This is a genomic window from Acinetobacter sp. UBA1297 (assembly GCF_002307755.1).
GTDB classification, from domain to species: Bacteria; Pseudomonadota; Gammaproteobacteria; order Pseudomonadales; family Moraxellaceae; genus Acinetobacter; species Acinetobacter radioresistens.
In genome coordinates, this window is record NZ_DBUF01000026.1 from 235,325 (window position 1) to 252,569 (window position 17,245).

The following is a 17,245-nucleotide window of genomic DNA, read 5'->3' on the forward strand; positions in this document are numbered from 1 at the left end:
AAAATATTTGGAGCATTCATCCATGTCAAACATGCAGCTGGACACCCTAAGACGTATTGTGCAGGAAATCAATGCGTCAGTCAGTCTGCATGAGTCCTTGGAAATTATGGTGAACCGGGTGGCCGAGGCCATGAATGTGGATGTGTGTTCGGTTTATCTGCTAGATGAACGCAATCAGCGTTATCTGCTTATGGCTTCAAAAGGTTTAAAGCCAGAATCTGTCGGGAATGTTTCGTTACAGGTAGGTGAAGGCCTGGTTGGACTGGTCGGTCAACGTGAGGAAATCGTCAACCTCGACAATGCCCCTAAACATGAACGATTTTTATATTTGCCAGAAACCGGTGAGGAAATCTACAACTCCTTTTTAGGTGTGCCGGTCATGTATCGCCGTAAGGTGATGGGTGTGTTGGTCGTACAAAACCGGGAATCACAGGATTTCAGTGAAGCGGCTGAGTCTTTTCTAGTCACACTGTGTGCACAGCTCTCCGGCGTTATTGCTCATGCCCATGCTGTAGGCAATATTGATGTCTTTCGAAAATTCAATAACTCTACCACTTATAAAACCTTTCAAGGCGTTTCAGGTGCAGGTGGAATCGCCTTAGGCCGTGCAATCATTTTATATCCTCCGGCTGATTTGGCTGCCGTGCCTGACCGTGAAGCAGAAGATATTAGCGATGAGCTGAGTTTACTTGATCAGGCGGTACAGTCAGTGCGTACTGAAATCAAGGCACTGGATGAGAAAATGCAGGATTCCCTGATTTCTGATGAACGGGCGCTGTTTAGTGTCTTTTTACGGATGCTGGATGAAAATGCTTTGCCGGCCGAGATTAAAGAGTTGATTCGAAATGGCAGCTGGGCACAGGGCGCTGTCCGCCGGGTAATTGATAAACATATTAATCTGTTCTCCCTGATGGAAGATGATTATCTGCGTGAACGGGTGGCAGACTTAAAAGATTTAGGCCGACGTATTCTGGCTTATTTGCAGGAGGCTGAGTCTGGTCACCGCGAACTAAGTGCTGACAGTATTTTAATTGGTGAAGAAATCAGTACGGCGGCACTGGTAGAGCTACCTGTCGATAAAATTGCTGCGATTGTCACCTCTGAAGGCGCAACCAACTCACATATGGTGATTGTAGCGCGGGCATTAGGTATTCCGACTGTTGTCGGTGTAACCGAATTACCCGTTAATACGCTTGATGATGTCGAGATGATTGTAGATGCCTATCAAGGTCGGGTTTTTATTAATCCGCCACGGCGCCTGCGTCAGCGCTATAAAGATGTGCAAAAAGAAGAAGAGCAGATCGCCAAGGATTTAAAACAGTATGAAACTCGTGATGCGATCACGCCAGATGGACATGTGGTTCCGCTTTACGTCAATACTGGTTTAATGATCGATGTGGTCCGTGGTGTTCAACGCGGCGCCAAAGGTGTAGGCCTGTACCGCTCTGAAATCCCCTTTATGCTGCGTGACCGTTTTCCGGGTGAAGAAGAACAGCGTGCAATTTACCGCCAGCAGCTGAGCCACTTTGCCAATAAACCGGTAGTAATGCGTACGCTTGACATTGGTGCAGATAAAGATCTGCCATATTTTTCAATTGAAGAAGAAAATTCGGCGCTCGGCTGGCGTGGTCTGCGTTTTACACTAGACCATCCGGAAATTTTTTCCTCACAGATTCGTGCTATGCTCAAAGCCAGCATTGGACTCAACAATTTGCACATTTTGCTGCCTATGGTAACCAGTGTCAGTGAAGTAGAAGAAGTGCTTTATCTGCTAGAACGGGACTGGGTCGCGGTTCAGGAAGAAGAGCAGGTCAAGATCACTAAACCAAAAATCGGAATCATGGTGGAAGTACCGAGTGTACTGTTACAGATTGATGAATTCGCCGATCTGGTAGATTTCTTTTCAGTGGGTTCGAATGACCTGACTCAATATTTGCTGGCAGTTGACCGTAATAATCCTCGGGTTGCCAATGTCTATTCACATTTTCATCCTTCAGTACTGCGAGCCCTCTACCGCCTGGTGGGAGAATGCCGGAAATATAACAAACCTATCAGTATTTGTGGAGAAATGGCAGGCGATCCGCTTTCGGCAGTATTGTTAATGGCAATGGGCTTTAATACTCTTTCCATGAGTTCAAGTAATATTTTAAGGGTACGAAAAGCAATCTGTCATACACCGTTTAGTGATGCTGAACAGTTACTGGAAGAAGTACTGAGAATGAATAATCCGCTGGTCGTAAAAAGCTGGCTTGAGCATTACTTTAAAACGCATGGCCTGACTGATATGGTGAAATCTAGCCGTCTGGTGGTATAAATGTCAGCTTAACTTAAGCTGCAAAGCTGAAACAGGAAGGACGATAATCATCAGAATATCGCCCTTGCTTATGTTTGCTATAACCGCGTTTTGCATTTTTTTTGCGGTCTGTAAATACATGACTGCGGTTGACTTCATGCATATGTTTAGCAACAAAGTTATGAATAATAACTTCTGGCTGCTTCTTGCTTTTTGCCATAGTGTTTACCTATCAGGTCAGATTAATTCAGAGTATTATTTTTACACAGAGCCTGTGCCAGCAGATTATCGCCTATTTTACTCTGCTGGCAAGAGATATTGATGGGGGCAGTATGTATTTTTTAAAGTCACGCTACCCTCTCATCAAGATGCTTTTTTATACCCTTAAAATTATAGAAACTTTAAGCAGGAAAAGCCCGTTCCAGTACACGCTGCATATCAACTAAATGGAGATCGATCAGTCCTGTAACCCGACCATGAAATGCCGTATAGCGAGTCTGGATAAAGGCATTTGCTACAAAATCTGGAGCATATTTTTTCAATAGTACTGCTTGTGCCAGAATGACCAGGCGACTCACTAAAGTCCGTGCCATAAATTGCAGCTGATCTGGACTTTGTGCGAAAAGCTGTAGCAACTGCTGTAATTCCTGTTGTAACAATGGTTCATCCTGAATAGTTCCGGCAAATGAATGTATTAAAATCTCTATAGATTCGCGGTCACGCTGTACCGCACGTAATACATCCAGGCACATTACATTGCCTGAACCTTCCCAGATTGAGTTTACCGGTGCTTCCCTGAAAATACGTGCCATGATTCCGGTTTCGACGTAGCCATTGCCTCCAAAAACCTCCATTGCTTCGCCACTCAGTTCTACCACTCTTTTACAGATCCAGAATTTTGCAGCTGGCGTCATCAGACGTTGCCAGGCTTTAGACAGCGGATCATCTTGCTGGTAGCAGGAAGCCAGATGCATAGCTAACTGTACTGCTGCTTCAGATTCCAATGCCAGATCGGTCAGTACTGATTGCATGAGAGGCTGTGCTGCCAGAGGTTTACCAAAAGCCTGACGCTGCCGGGTATAGGCTAGACACTGAACCAGTGCCTGACGCAACATGGCACTACTGCCTACTACACAGGTCAGCCGGGTATATGCGGCCATTTCAATAATAGTCGGAATGCCTCTGCCCGCCTCACCCAGCATGATTCCCCAAGCCTCCTGAAATTCGACTTCACTACTGGAATTACTGCGGTTACCCACCTTATCTTTTAAGCGCTGCACATGAATACTGTTTTTGTGGCTATCCTCCAGCCAGCGCGGCACAAAGAAACAGGCCAAACCATCTTGTTCGGTATTGGCGACCACCAGATGTGCATCACACATCGGCGCTGAAAAAAACCATTTATGACCGGTAATCAGATAACCCTGCCCACGTCCGTACTGTCCGACTGGTACTGCTTTGGTCTGGTTGGCACGCACATCGGAACCACCTTGTTTTTCAGTCATGCCCATGCCTAACCAGATTGATTTTTTCTGGCTTATGGGCAGGTCGCGCGCATCATAATGCTGCGACAGTAATTTATCACCCAGCTGTTGCCATAGTACCGATTCACGCTGTAGTAAGGGAATACTGCCAAGTGTCATGGCAGTTGGACACAGACTACCGCATTCGATCTGCCCATTTAAATAAAAACGTGCTGCCCAGTTCAGCCAGCCTTGTGCATCATCTGGTTTAATAAAAGGATAGGCATGGACTTCATAGCTGCGGTTGAGTGCCATCCACTGATGCCAAGCCGGATGAAACTCAACTACATCACAGCGCCGGCCACGTGCATCAAACGCCTTAAGCTCAGGTGTATAGCGGTTAGCCTGTTCGGCATACTGATAATATTCGGCAGAACCGGCTATCGCACCTAACTGGCTTAGCCTGACCTGATCTTGACTTTGATGGCGTTGCAATATTTCCTGTAATATCGGATCGGTATCAAACAGGTTATAGTCTTTAAGTTCATCAAACTGATTCTGGATTTGATGAGTCGCCCATGTATTCATTCTTCTTTCCATATAGTCATTCTTATCTTTCTTCAGTATAAAAGAATCAGCTCTATATAGTGTTCGGTTTCTCCTATATGAAAACACCAGCCTTTAAAGCTCGCCGCAAACCGCAACAGTCACGTGCGCGCATGACTCAGGCCGCCTTACTAGAAAGCTTTGTTCGGCTTTTAGATACTCAAGATTACCCTGATATCACTATTCGGGATATTACCGAGCTGGCAGGTGTCGGCTTGGGTACTTTTTATGAATACTTTGGTGATAAAGATGAACTGGCCGCACTTTGCATCCATCAGTACATTAAACAGCAGGCCAAAGCCCTAGAACAGTATGCCAATACCTTAGAAACTTCTTTAGAATTAGCGTTATATATTGGAGCACTGGTTAATTTCCAGATTCAGAGTATTCGGCAAGAACAGCACATTTGGGCCACTTTATTTTTACTTGAACGTCAGATTTCCAGTGTGTCTGCCTATCAAAAACACTATCGCTTACATGTAGAAAGCTGGTGTAAGGTTCTTGTGCACCTCTGCAATTGTCCTAGGCAAGAACTCGAAAGTCTTGCCCTCAATCTGCACCGGATTATTTATGGCATGATTTCACAGACCCTGCTTCAGGAGCCGGAATACCAGCACTGGTTTGAACTGAAACAGGATATCCGGCGCGCTATTTCCGGCTTTTTACCCTTAAGCTCTTAAAATCTAATTAATTAATTAATTAAAAATAATAATCGTTTTTACCTATACAAACCATTAATTTTTATCGTTGGTAAATCAATCAGATAACCTCTAAATTATGCTTAACAGAACAGATATACCGAACGCTTATATAGCTCGTAGTTCAAGGCAGAGCCAATACGCAGTAAACATGCCGGTATATAAGGTTCCTTACCGATACTGGAAACAGTGGCAGCTAGAATACAGTGATTTGATCAGTAGTTCAGTCAGAAGAACTGGTCCTATTTTAGAGCACCACTGCACCAGACATTCAAAGAATGGAGCATAGCATGAGTCAAGACATCAAAAAGTGTCCAGTCAGCCACTTAACTACAGACTTCGGTGCGCCCGTTGTAGACAACCAGAATAGTATGACTGCTGGCCCACGCGGTCCGCTTTTAGCCCAAGATATGTGGCTCAATGAGAAACTTGCCAACTTTGTCCGTGAAGTTATTCCTGAACGCCGTATGCACGCTAAAGGTTCCGGTGCATTTGGAACATTTACTGTCACCCAAGATATTACCCGGTATAGCTGTGCCAGCATTTTCTCTGAAATTGGTAAACAAACTGAAATGTTTGCACGTTTTACCACTGTCGCAGGTGAACGTGGAGCAGCTGATGCTGAACGCGATATTCGTGGCTTTGCCTTGAAGTTTTATACTGAAGAAGGCAACTGGGATATGGTCGGTAACAACACGCCAGTGTTTTTTCTGCGTGACCCGCGTAAATTCCCGGATTTGAATAAAGCTGTTAAACGTGACCCACGCACTAATATGCGTAATGCCACTTATAACTGGGATTTCTGGACCTTATTGCCTGAGTCATTACATCAGGTCACTATTGTTATGTCAGAACGCGGTATTCCTGCCAGCTACCGACATATGCATGGGTTTGGCAGCCATACCTATAGCTTTATTAATGCCAGCAGTGAACGGTTTTGGGTGAAGTTTCACTTCCGTACCCAGCAGGGTATTAAAAATCTGGCAGATGCTGAAGCAGAAGTACTGATCGGAAAAGATCGTGAAAGCCACCAGCGTGACCTGTATGAGGCCATTGAACGGGGTGAATATCCGAAATGGACCATGTATGTCCAGGTCATGCCAGAAGCAGATGCCGAGAAAGTACCATATCATCCTTTTGACCTGACAAAAATCTGGCCACATGCCGATTATCCACTGATTGAAGTCGGTGAATTTGAACTGAACCGTAATCCGGAAAATTTCTTTCTAGATGTAGAACAGTCAGCTTTTGCGCCAAGTAATCTGGTTCCGGGAATTAGTGTATCACCTGACCGTATGCTGCAGGCACGCCTATTTAATTATGCCGATGCCCAACGTTACCGTCTGGGAGTAAATTATCAGCAGATCCCGGTGAATAAACCACGCTGTCCGGTACATTCTAACCACCGTGATGGACAGGGCCGGATTGATGCCAACTATGGTAGCCTGCCACATTATGAGCCAAACAGCTTCAGTCAATGGCAGGAACAGCCGCAGTATAAAGAGCCGCCATTAAAGATTACAGGTGATGCAGCATACTGGGATTATCGTCAGGATGATGCAGACTATTTCAGTCAGCCACGTGCACTTTTTGCTCTCATGAATACTGAGCAAAAACAGGTTTTATTTGAAAATACGGCTCGGGCAATGGGGGATGCGCTGGATTTTGTTAAATACCGCCATATCCGTAACTGTTATGCCTGCGACCCGGCTTATGGTGAAGGTGTTGCTAAAGCACTGGGATTAGAAGTAGCTGATGCTCAGGCTGCACGTGATTCGGACCCAGCCTATGGCCAGCCAGGTTTTCTTTAACCTGAAATAAACCCTTTAAAAAGAAACCATCTGGTATGGTTTCTTTTTTTGCTTGTCAGGCATAAGAGCATTAACTCTTTACAAAAAATTCTCACCATGTGCGAGAATATTGCTCCTGAAGAAATCAATTAAAAATAATTTCTGAAAAGACACTGCTAATAAATCCCAGGCATATCTTTATGCGTCCACTCTTTACCATTCAGCTCACGTTAGCCTTACTCTGGTTATATCAGGGGCTTGTTCCCAAACTTCTGTTTCAATCTCCTGATGAAATCATAATCTGGCAAAATATGGGCCTTGATCTGGTTCTGGCTAAAATTTTGCTGGGTCTGTCCGGGGGCATCGAAATGCTGTTCGGTTTATTCTTCTTGAAATGGCCTAGATCTATTCTCTTGCATAGCTTAAACATCATTGGACTTATAGGACTGCTACTGCTGATTATATGTATAGCACCTCTTCAACTTACAGCTGCGTTTAATCCGGTAGTCATGAATATTGCCATGCTAATGCTTTCTGTAGTGGCAGTTCAGCTTATTGTACAAGAACAGAATAAAGACCTTAAACAATGAGGCGTCTTCCTTCCCGTATGCAATAAAATGGCCCTAACAGTTTGGATGAATTCTGCATGGCTATATTCAGGTCCTGTTCAGGCTGCTCGCGACCTTCATCTGTGAGCTGGAAAGTCCGGTAATGGATTGCCAGTGAACGACGGGGTGCCAGATCCAAATGTGCCTGAAATGCTTCTTGAGGATTCATATGCATATATTGCATCAACTCTCGCGGCTCATATGCGCCGATCGGAAGCAAAGCAATCCGGGGAGCTCCCAGTTCGGCATGAATCTGTTTGAAATGCGGTGAATAACCTGTGTCACCTGCAAAAAAACAGTGACCGGTCTCATGTATGATTGAAAAGCCCCCCCACAAAGCCCGGTTACGATCACGCAAACCACGCCCTGAACCGTGTTGTGCAGGTGTGTACACTATTTGAAACTTATGCAACAACGCAGCCTGCCACCAGTCCATTTCTATTACCTGAAACTTTTTAGGCAGATAAAAACTGTTGCCAAGCCCGGTATAAATTGGCATGGCAAATTTTTTGTGCAGCCAGCGTAGAGTTGCCAAGTCCATATGGTCGTAGTGATTATGACTCAAGAGTACGGCATGAATTTCCGGTAATTGTTCTAATGCAATACCGGCAGTACAGCTTCTTTTTGGACCTGTACCCTGCTGCGGACTGACATAGTCTGCCCACACCGGATCTGTCAGAAAATTATACGGCCCGATTTGAATCAGTAAGGTAGCATGACCAATAAACCAGACCTGCCAGTCGTCCATACTGGCATGTGGCCGGTTCTGTGGACCCGCATGTGCCGGAATTTCTGCCTGTGTATTTTCCTCTTCCCATGGCAAAGGTTTACGGCTATATAACCACTTGATCAGATCACGGCGCCGATAACCGGCCGGATGAGCCACATAATTAAAGAACTCTTCTCCATTGTAATGGTCAGAAGGGCTGAAACTAAAGTCAGGTTTTCTCAAGGTATGTGACCAGCAGGATTCCGTCTTTAAACGGTAAGAGTAAGGAGCTTGCTTATTCATGAATAAAAATCTTTATATAAAACGGCAAATCTGTAGGTGCAAATACTGATATCTGGCCGTGATTATGCTGTGTCATCGAGGCGACCTTTCATACGTTCCATCCAGACCTTCTGGGTTTGGGGTTTTACAAAAAGTGCCACCACTTCCGGATGCACTTTTTTTGTATTGGCCTCAATCCGGTTTACACAGGCTTCAATCTGGTCTGAAGTCAGATTATCTTTAAACTCAAGACTTAAGGCAGCCAGCACCTGATGTGCACCCAACTGTTCAGTAATCAGACCATTTGCCGAGAGTACCGCCGGGTCCTGCTGTGCAATATTCAAAACATTTTGCCGCAGTAAGGGATCTGCAGTTTCACCCAGCAGCAATCCCTTGGTTTCCCGGCCCAGCAATAGGGCTGCCACAGCCAGAATCATACCAATGAGAATTGAAGCAATACCATCAAGTACTGGCATATTCAAAGTATGAGAAAAATAGACACCGAGCAATGCAATTACCAAACCAAGCAGTGCAGCTGTATCTTCAAACAGAACTGTAAATGTAGTCGGATCTTTACTACGCCGGAATGCCTGAAAGTATCCAAGTTTACCCTTGCTTTTGCGAAAGCTTTTTAAAGCGATAAACCATGAAGTACCTTCTACAACAATAGCAATTCCAAGTACAACATAGTTAATCACCGGTGAAACGATTTCTTCAGGATGACGAATATGCTGAATCCCCTGATAGATCGAAACTACCGAACCTAATGCAAATACCATCAGGGCCACAATAAAAGCCCAGAAATACAGTTCTCGTCCATAACCAAAAGGATGACGCATATTGGCTGGCTGCTGGGATTTTTTCAGTCCATAGAGCAGCAAGATTTCATTGAGGGTATCAACAACTGAATGGATTGCCTCACTCAGCATAGCCGAACTGTTCGTCAGATAAGCTGCCACGAACTTGACCATTGCAATGATCAGGTTCCCGATCAGGGCTGCATAAACAACGACTTTATTGGATTCAGACATGGAAAATGACCTAATTTTATTTTTATCAGACCGGCTGATTCAATTTTCTAATGGACTTTCCTGATCTTAGCCAAACTTGGGCCTGACTTTTTTTATTTTTTGTTGTTTTCTCTGCTGTTAGTTATTACATCTTCATCAGCTAAAGTTGCAGGGCACGCCCGTGCTTTTATAGAAGCTACTTAACTATAAACATTTAAAGTTTAATATTTTTTTACTCTATATTGGCTGTGCCAGTCCTTCCAGAAGTACAGAACAATACCAAACATTACAATACTTACCCCAGCAAAGGTATGTGAACCAATTTGTTCATTATTCAGTGTGGCGCCTAGCATAAGCGCCAATACCGGGGTAATCACATTACTTAAAGATACTGTAGAAGCATTTAAGCGCTTGATCAGCCAGAAATAACACAGCATCGCCACAATAGAGGACATAACCATGGTAAATAAGAAGCCGATTATGGTTTTAGTACCCGGTATAGCAGTCGGTATATGTTCATAAATAAAAGGAACCAGCAGTAGTGAAGCCAGTGCTGATACTAAAAGCGAGCCTGTTGCTTGAGACATAGGGGCCAAAGGCGCATTAATCTCTTTAACCCAGAAAATCGAGCTGATATAGGACACCATACTGATAAACATCAGTACAACTCCAATTGGATTTACCTGAGTTTCTGCCTGATCTGCAAAAACGAAACTTAACCCTGCAACTGCTATCGCCATGCCCAGCCATTGTAGTGCCACCAATTTTTGAGTTTTCAAGATGACATGACCAATCAGCCCGGCAACCAGTGGCGAAAAACCAAAAATTAAAGCCATCAACCCCGAAGTAAGATAATTAGCTGCTAAATAGATAAATAACTGTGCACCAATTAGGTTCAGGCTACCGGCCAGATAACTCTTCATGGCCATCTGATCAAAAGGTAATGGAGCACGCATCAGTTTTAGAATCAGGAATGCCAGTATTGAAGCGCCAAAATAGCGAATAATGAGTACCCACATCGGGTGAACTTCTTCTACACTCCAGACAATGGCCAGTGGCGTGGTTGCCCAGATCAATACCAGTAGTGCATAAACAGATGAAGTAAACAGTAACGATGCAGATGGAGTGCCAGAAGCAGTTGAACTCATAAAATCGCTCATTCTTTAAAATTGAGTTTTTACCAATAAAAAACAGACCTATAGTGGGTCCATACTATAGGTCTGTTCAATAGAAAGCCGTTTTATTTAGGCAATTTTACGTAGCTCTTGGGCAAGGTCCAAGTGTGTATCTGCATGAAAAGCGATACCTTTGCTAATCATTTTTTTCAGATGGCGCATATCTTTAGCGGCATTAACCGTAATACCAGCCACAATAATTCCATTACTGACTCCGTACAGAATAAAAGATGAGGCAGGCCCCTGGCTAATATCCATAGTACCGCGCACATGCCATTCTGCCGCGCTCATGTCACCGACAAACTGGAAATTGATACCGAGCTGATCAGTCCAGAACCAGGCCGGATTTGCTTTAGGATGTTCAATACCCATCACATGGCGTGCAAAGATACCTGCCTGCAGATTGGCATTTTCCCAGGTTTCAACCCGGCTATACTGGCCATCTGCACGAAGCTGGGTAGCCACATCCCCTGCTGCATAAATATCAGGATTAGAAGTCTGGCAGTTCTCATTCACTTTTACAGCAAAATCAACGTCCAGCCCAGCCTCAACTGCCAGACGCGCATTTGGGATAATGCCGATGCCATATATGACTGCATCTGCACGTAGCTCTTCACCATCTTCCAGTTGAATTACCACCTCTTCACCCTGCAGGCTACAGCCTGCAATTCTGGTTTCAAGACGGATATCGATACCAGCCTGACGATGCTGGGTCAGCAAGAACTCACTGAGTAACCGTGGTGAGCAGCGACCCATCACCATAGGGCCCATTTCAATTACAGTTACCTGACAATGTTTAGAGCGCGCTGATGATGCCAGTTCCAGACCAATCACACCGCCACCAATCAGGATAATCCGGCGCTCGGGCTGCAATACGGGCACCAATGCCTGAGAGTCTTCCAGATTACGCAAGGTATAAACATGTTTACCTAAAGCATCCAGGTCCGGCAAGCGGCGCGGCGCGCCACCGGTAGCCAGTAACAACTTGTCATAACCAAGTACTTCACCATTTTTCAGGGTGAGCTGATGGGTATCGGCATCAATTTTTACTGCAGCATTGCCACGGATGACCTCAACGCCTAGCTCTGCCAGCTTCTGCACTGAAAGAATCTCAACTTTGGTTTCTTCAGGCTTCAAGATTACATCTTTAGATAAAGGCGGGCGTTCATAAGGTAAATGGACTTCATCACCCACCAGTATGATTTTCCCTGTATATCCATTGGCACGAAGTTCCAGGATAGCGCTCGCACCTGCCTGACCGGCTCCTACAATAACAATAGTTTCAATGCTCATCTGTCTGTTTCCTTAATCTTTCAGTTCAGCAGAAACAATACCGAAACCTGCAATCCACTCACTGATAGCTTCATAGACATGCGTTGTCATCTGGTACTGCCCCAGCTCGGCAAAAGCGGCAAAGGCTGCAATCCAACAGCGGATTTCCTGACCTCCACGGCCGCCCTCACGGCGGATCTCGTCTTCGGTCATAGCCTCTAGCGCGGCAAAGTCCGCTTGGGCAAATTTTTCTAGTAATGCCTGATCCCACTTGGCATTCAGGGGCACTGCCACAGAAGTATCTCCTGCTGCCAGCTTCTGACCGACTGCAATGATTTTGGCTTGGCGTGCCTGACGTGCTTCAGCAGTCGGGTTACGGCCGGCGATCAGAAACTCTTCTACTTCGGGTGGTACTGCGCCCATTTGCGGCGTAGGCGGATCATGAGATAGACCACCTGTACCCAGAATTAGTACACGCTCCGCCTCAAGATTCAGTGACTTGATAAACTGGCCAATTGCCCGACCAAGCGCTACAGTGCGTTTAGGGGTAGGCATCGGAGCGGCTGCTCCGTTTACAAATACAGGAATGGTAGGATAGCGGTCGAGTTGACCATCACATAAAAAATGCAGTGGCTGCGTGACACCATGATCAGCCTGCATGCGGTAGGAGTAGGCAACATCGACGCCTTCATTCAATACACAACGTACCAGACTCAGGGCGGTCTGCTCTGGTACATCAATTTTGCCCGGACCATAGTTCCAGTCTCCCGCTGCACTGGCCCGGATACCTACACAAAAACTTGGCATCAGGTCATAGAAGAAACTATTAAAATGATCAGGGCCAAAAGCAATAATCAGTGTCGGATTATAAGCCTTGACCTGTTCAGACAACTTGGCAAAAACGGTACGAACTTTTTGTTCCTGAGAACTGTCCTGTGGAGAAGCAAACTCCATTAAAGGGCTATGTGAAGCACAAATCAGTTTAACGGGCATAAGACGCTCCTTAACACAAGGCAGCCAACAGGCTGCCATTTAGTCCTTTACTGCATGGAAAGATTTTATTCATCGAAGAAGCCTGCACGTGGCTGACGCAAGCCACGAATTCCCAATCCACACTCGGCATTAATCAGGACGCCAGTCAATGGCCGGTTATTCTGGCGAGAGGCCAGCAGTACGTAAGAACCTGTCATTTCCTCAGGTTCTGGCAAAAAGTTAAGCGGCATACCGCGAGCAATTTTTTCCGGATCACGCGCATCCAGCAGCCCAATATTTTCCTGTCCCAATGACGCCGCACCTTTGATATTGACATTCATACCGGAGGGGGCCACTGCATTGACCCGAACTTTAGGTGCAAGCTCATAAGCCAGTTCTTTCATGATACCCACACCAGCATGCTTGGAAGCGGTATAAACCGGGCCGCCACCTGCTGAATACAGTGCAGAATTAGACAGGGTAAAAACAATCGACCCTTCAGTTTTGACCAGCTCATTCAACGCAGCCTTGGCCCCTAGAATAAGTGACTTGGTGTTAATACCCATAATTTCATCAAAGGCTTTATCCAGCTGCTCGCCAGAGGTATTGACGATATCGGCATAGTGATCCCAGATGCCAGCATTACCAATGAAGCAGTCCAGCTTACCAAATCGCTCTACGGTTGCCTGAACAGCACGGACATTATCTTCATAGTTGGCCACATCACCAGCGACAGCCACAATCTGGTCACCAAACCGTTCTTTCAGGGCATCTACTTTAGACTGTGAACGTTGTAATACCCCCACATGCGCGCCTTCTTCCAGAAAACGCTCAACTAAAGCCCAGCCCAGACCTGAACCGCCACCAGTGATCAGTGCAACTTCACCTTTTAGCCAACCCATGATTACTCTCCTGCCATCTCTACATATAAAGCACCGTCTTCAATCACCACCGGAAAAGTCTGAATCGGATCGGTAGCCGGCAGGCATAGTGCCTGACCGGTTTTCAGACAGAAACGGGCTGAATGCAGAGGACACTCTACCGTCCCGTCATCTTCAAGATAACCTTCTGACATAGAAGCATTACCATGTGAACAACGGTCGTTCATAGCGAAGAAATCTCCGCCATTGTTGAATACTGCCAAGGCCTCAATACCATTTATGCCGCAGTCTACTTTTAGCGCTTCACCTTCATCGAGCTCATCGACCTGGCAAACAAAAATCTTATTCATTAGAAGAATACACTCAGGTTATGTGACGTATAGGTCGCTTGATCAAGCGTGATCTTGCGGTTGAAAATCTGGAAGCCAAGACCACCTTCAACCTTGCGAATCTTGTCATGACGCTTGCCACAATAAATCGTCACGTCTTTTTCTTTCTGGGCACGGTACAATACATAAGTAACGTAGACATCGTATTCACCTTCTACGTCAGTTGGCTCAACAATAATATTTGAAACCATGTGGGTAGTACGTGATGGAGGCTCTTCAGCCCAAGCCATACCGGTTTCCAGACGTGCGACCCGGCGTTCCAGCAGGTCTTTGGTGTCATTAAAAACCCAGGTGGTTGGCGGTTGTACCGAACGGCGACGGTCACGGGTCTGCGCATTTGCAGTTGTACGCAGCGTATAAGAGATATCATCGGCCAGCATGTCTAGCCAGGCACGAAAATCCCAGTCGTCCAGTGCTTTGGCTTCACGGTATAAAAACTGGCTAATCTGATGATGAAGTTCTAAACTGACCTGACTCATTTCATTAGCTCCTTCTCATATTCGTCAGCGGCTTTCTCGACTTCTTCCCATGTTTCATGAATCAGCAGATCTGCCCAGCGGCGATATAAACCACGTGCTGCAGTTTCAGAGAAAATGTAATTGGTAATCCCCGGAATGCCATCTTCACGAACTTTTTCATTGCCCAGACCCATTTTCATAATGAGCGGATTATTACGGGCCTTATAGCCGCGTAATACTTTCTGGATTTCGATCCAGTTCTCAGAGTCATCCTGCTCAAGAAAACCTGCCGGACCAAATGCACGTGTCGCAGAGCGTTCAAATGCTTCTTTAACTTCCTGAGAGGCTTCAGCATCAGCAATACAGAAAGCCCAGACTTCTGTCTTATTTGGACCACGCGGATGCCACACACGAAGTGTTGCTGTACCATTTAGCCATGACAATGTCGGGAACATATTATTGTGACCCGCCAAACGTAAAGCACGTACTTCACCCAGACGCTCTTTGACCTCTTCATAGGTTTCACGGAAATAATTGGCGACTTCACCATCTACCCATACATTTGCATCTGGCTTTTCCGTAAAGAAGAAGCCTGAACCGTGGCCACGCGAGCCATACTGGATAGCATCTTTCGCAGTTTCCCAAACTGGACGTGCAGTCTGTGCTGCGCCTAATTTCTTAGAAGTTTCATCATCCGGTTTTGCGCCCAGAACCTGAATGGCAGAAGCATGCGAAAACAGTGCATGGTACTGGTCAGAAGCAAACTGTTCCGCTGCAAATTTCCAGTTACATTCAATTTCCCATTTATGTACGCCGCCAATGATTTCTGTACCACCCGGACGACGGTCCAGCACCCCATCCAGATACCAGGCAATATCACCCATGTAGTCCACCAGATCAGGCGTGGTTTCATCCCAACAGCCAAAGATCAGGCCTTTATAAGACTCGACACGGTTGACTTCGATCAAACCCCATTTTTCTTTACAGGCACCTTGTGGAAAAGCACGGTCTTCCAGGGGAATATCTTTTAATGAACCATCTACACCGTAAGACCAGCCATGATACGGACAGGTAAATGCACGGGTATTACCACAATCAGCGAAACTGACACGCATTGAACGATGGCGACACTGGTTTAATAATGCTTTGATTGAGCCGTCTTTTTGACGTACCACAATGATTGGATCTTCACCCATATAAGTGTTGAAAAAATCGCCCGCCTTAGGTATCTGGCTTTCATGACAAAGGAATAACCAAGTACGCCCAAATACGCGTTCCAGTTCCAATTCGTACAGATCCGGATCAGTGTAGATAGATGGCGAGATACGTCCATTTTGTGCATCGACCAAAGCATCGATTTCACGCACATCAATTTTGCGACTCATGAAAAGCACTCCTGTGACTGAGCGTCAACCAAAGTTATTAGACTCAACTAGACAGGGATAATGATTTTTTAACCGTTTTTAGTGAAATATTTATTTTGTTTTAATTAATAGATTTTTTAGATTATTAAGAGATAAAATTTCTATAGTAAAACTCGGGCATATTGTCAAATAGTATTTATTTTCTAAATAGTAGAATAATCTTCACGAGATAGTTGTTTATAGATTATACTTTTCGCCAATCATAATAAGACATTTTTTGGATTAGTCTTATGGAATTACGCCACCTTCGCTATTTCATTACAGTTGCAGAAGAATTGAACTTTAGTAAGGCAGCCTTAAAACTGTATACCGCCCAGCCCTCTCTTAGCCAACAGATCAAGGACCTTGAAGAAGATGTTGGCGTCAAGCTATTACACCGTACCAAACGTAAAGTTGAACTGACTGAAGAAGGTGCTGTTTTTCTAGAACAGGCGCGTTTGACCTTGGCGCAGGCAGACAAAGCCGTAGCAATGGCGCGTCAGGTTTCTAAAGCCAAACAGCAGATGCTCAGAATCGGTTTTGTTCCGGTTGCTGAAATGAAAGTATTCCCTTATGTTCTACCTAACTTAAGGGTTCAGAATCCGGACCTTAAAATCGAACTGCTCAGCCTTAACAACAATGAACAGATGCGGTTAATTAAGAAGGGTGAACTGGACATTACCTTTACCCGGCAGAACTTTCAGAATGACGAAATTGAAAGCCAGTTTGTTCTGCGTGAGCCCCTGATTTTCATATTGCCTAAAGATCATCCGCTCACTAAATATGAGCGTATTCCAGTAAAAGCACTTGATGGCATAGATTTTATAATTCCAGCTGCGGAAGAGTCACTTACCCTGCATAACCTGATTCTCGATTTTGCCAAACAAAACGGTATTGAGTTCAATATTATACAAAAGGCAGATAACATCCTGTTTAATATTAATTCTATCGGTATCGGTCTTGGCTGTACAATTTTGCCAGGTTATATTGCGCCACTAATGATGGAAAATACGGTAATCCGACCGCTCAGTGTAGAGCTGCCTTTTTTAGATTTATATGTCAGCTATCGTAAAGACACGGCTTTAGTTACTGCGCATAAATTTATTGAACTGCTGACCAAGGTGTTTTATCTCGATATTAACCGTAATGATGCCTAATTTTTTTCCTGACTGATGCGTATACATTTCACCCTACTATTTTTTTAAAAAATATTAGGGTCTGTTTTTTAACTACCCA

General features: G+C 45.1%; 16 protein-coding genes. 5 read left to right on the forward strand and 11 right to left on the reverse strand.

Annotated elements, in window-relative coordinates:
* Positions 1-22: 22 nt before the first annotated feature.
* Entirely contained in the window at positions 23-2,314 is a 2,292-nt protein-coding gene (gene ptsP / locus B3R63_RS11555; RefSeq protein ID WP_034670304.1) for a phosphoenolpyruvate--protein phosphotransferase, read from the forward strand.
* 13 nt (positions 2,315-2,327) lie between these two features.
* Here the strand turns inward: ptsP and B3R63_RS11560 are convergent, their stop codons facing one another.
* Positions 2,328-2,513, reverse strand: a complete 186-nt coding sequence (locus B3R63_RS11560; protein ID WP_005023237.1) for a DUF7230 family protein — start codon at positions 2,511-2,513, stop codon at positions 2,328-2,330.
* A gap of 181 nt (positions 2,514-2,694) precedes the next feature.
* Positions 2,695-4,344, reverse strand: coding sequence for an acyl-CoA dehydrogenase family protein (locus B3R63_RS11565; RefSeq protein WP_286731231.1), 1,650 nt, complete (start codon positions 4,342-4,344; stop codon positions 2,695-2,697).
* A gap of 77 nt (positions 4,345-4,421) precedes the next feature.
* On the opposite strand from B3R63_RS11565, the gene B3R63_RS11570 reads away from it, so the two are divergent.
* The 3 genes from B3R63_RS11570 (at position 4,422) to B3R63_RS11580 (ending at position 7,440) form a co-directional block, all read left to right on the forward strand.
* Positions 4,422-5,042 carry a TetR/AcrR family transcriptional regulator gene (locus tag B3R63_RS11570; protein ID WP_286731234.1) on the forward strand — a complete coding sequence of 207 codons (621 nt, stop codon included), beginning with the start codon at positions 4,422-4,424 and terminating at the stop codon, positions 5,040-5,042.
* 308 nt (positions 5,043-5,350) lie between these two features.
* A complete protein-coding gene (locus B3R63_RS11575; RefSeq protein WP_286731237.1) occupies positions 5,351-6,871 on the forward strand; it encodes a catalase in 1,521 nt (506 codons plus the stop codon).
* 179 nt (positions 6,872-7,050) lie between these two features.
* Positions 7,051-7,440, forward strand: a complete 390-nt coding sequence (locus B3R63_RS11580) for a DoxX-like family protein (protein ID WP_005023226.1) — start codon at positions 7,051-7,053, stop codon at positions 7,438-7,440.
* Here the strand turns inward: B3R63_RS11580 and B3R63_RS11585 are convergent.
* The 9 genes from B3R63_RS11585 to hcaE form a co-directional block, all read right to left on the reverse strand.
* The gene (locus B3R63_RS11585; protein WP_286731240.1) at positions 7,430-8,470 is read right to left on the reverse strand and encodes an MBL fold metallo-hydrolase; all 1,041 of its coding nucleotides are present in this window, start codon (positions 8,468-8,470) and stop codon (positions 7,430-7,432) included. The genes B3R63_RS11580 and B3R63_RS11585 overlap by 11 nt on opposite strands.
* Positions 8,471-8,532: 62 nt before the next feature.
* Entirely contained in the window at positions 8,533-9,480 is a 948-nt protein-coding gene (locus B3R63_RS11590) for a cation diffusion facilitator family transporter (protein WP_286731243.1), read from the reverse strand.
* Between the two features lie 200 nt (positions 9,481-9,680).
* Positions 9,681-10,607, reverse strand: coding sequence for a DMT family transporter (locus B3R63_RS11595; protein WP_286731246.1), 927 nt, complete (start codon positions 10,605-10,607; stop codon positions 9,681-9,683).
* Between the two features lie 96 nt (positions 10,608-10,703).
* Positions 10,704-11,927 carry a 3-phenylpropionate/cinnamic acid dioxygenase ferredoxin--NAD(+) reductase subunit gene (gene hcaD, locus B3R63_RS11600; protein WP_286731249.1) on the reverse strand — a complete coding sequence of 408 codons (1,224 nt, stop codon included), beginning with the start codon at positions 11,925-11,927 and terminating at the stop codon, positions 10,704-10,706.
* 12 nt (positions 11,928-11,939) lie between these two features.
* Entirely contained in the window at positions 11,940-12,899 is a 960-nt protein-coding gene (locus tag B3R63_RS11605; RefSeq protein WP_286731251.1) for a 3-carboxyethylcatechol 2,3-dioxygenase, read from the reverse strand.
* Between the two features lie 65 nt (positions 12,900-12,964).
* The gene (hcaB, locus tag B3R63_RS11610) at positions 12,965-13,780 is read right to left on the reverse strand and encodes a 3-phenylpropionate-dihydrodiol/cinnamic acid-dihydrodiol dehydrogenase (RefSeq protein ID WP_005016792.1); all 816 of its coding nucleotides are present in this window, start codon (positions 13,778-13,780) and stop codon (positions 12,965-12,967) included.
* A gap of 2 nt (positions 13,781-13,782) precedes the next feature.
* A complete protein-coding gene (hcaC, locus tag B3R63_RS11615) occupies positions 13,783-14,109 on the reverse strand; it encodes a 3-phenylpropionate/cinnamic acid dioxygenase ferredoxin subunit (protein WP_005016801.1) in 327 nt (108 codons plus the stop codon).
* Positions 14,109-14,627: a 3-phenylpropionate/cinnamic acid dioxygenase subunit beta gene (gene hcaF / locus B3R63_RS11620; protein WP_286731255.1), complete on the reverse strand. Its 519-nt coding sequence runs from the start codon at positions 14,625-14,627 to the stop codon at positions 14,109-14,111. Before hcaF ends, hcaC begins: the two co-directional genes overlap by 1 nt.
* On the reverse strand, positions 14,624-15,991 hold the full coding sequence (gene hcaE, locus B3R63_RS11625; RefSeq protein ID WP_005405681.1) for a 3-phenylpropionate/cinnamic acid dioxygenase subunit alpha: 1,368 nt from the start codon (positions 15,989-15,991) through the stop codon (positions 14,624-14,626). The genes hcaF and hcaE overlap by 4 nt, the downstream gene beginning before the upstream one ends.
* Positions 15,992-16,260: 269 nt before the next feature.
* Between hcaE and hcaR the strand changes: the two genes are divergently transcribed.
* Positions 16,261-17,166: a DNA-binding transcriptional regulator HcaR gene (gene hcaR, locus B3R63_RS11630; protein ID WP_005016808.1), complete on the forward strand. Its 906-nt coding sequence runs from the start codon at positions 16,261-16,263 to the stop codon at positions 17,164-17,166.
* Positions 17,167-17,245: the final 79 nt, after the last annotated feature.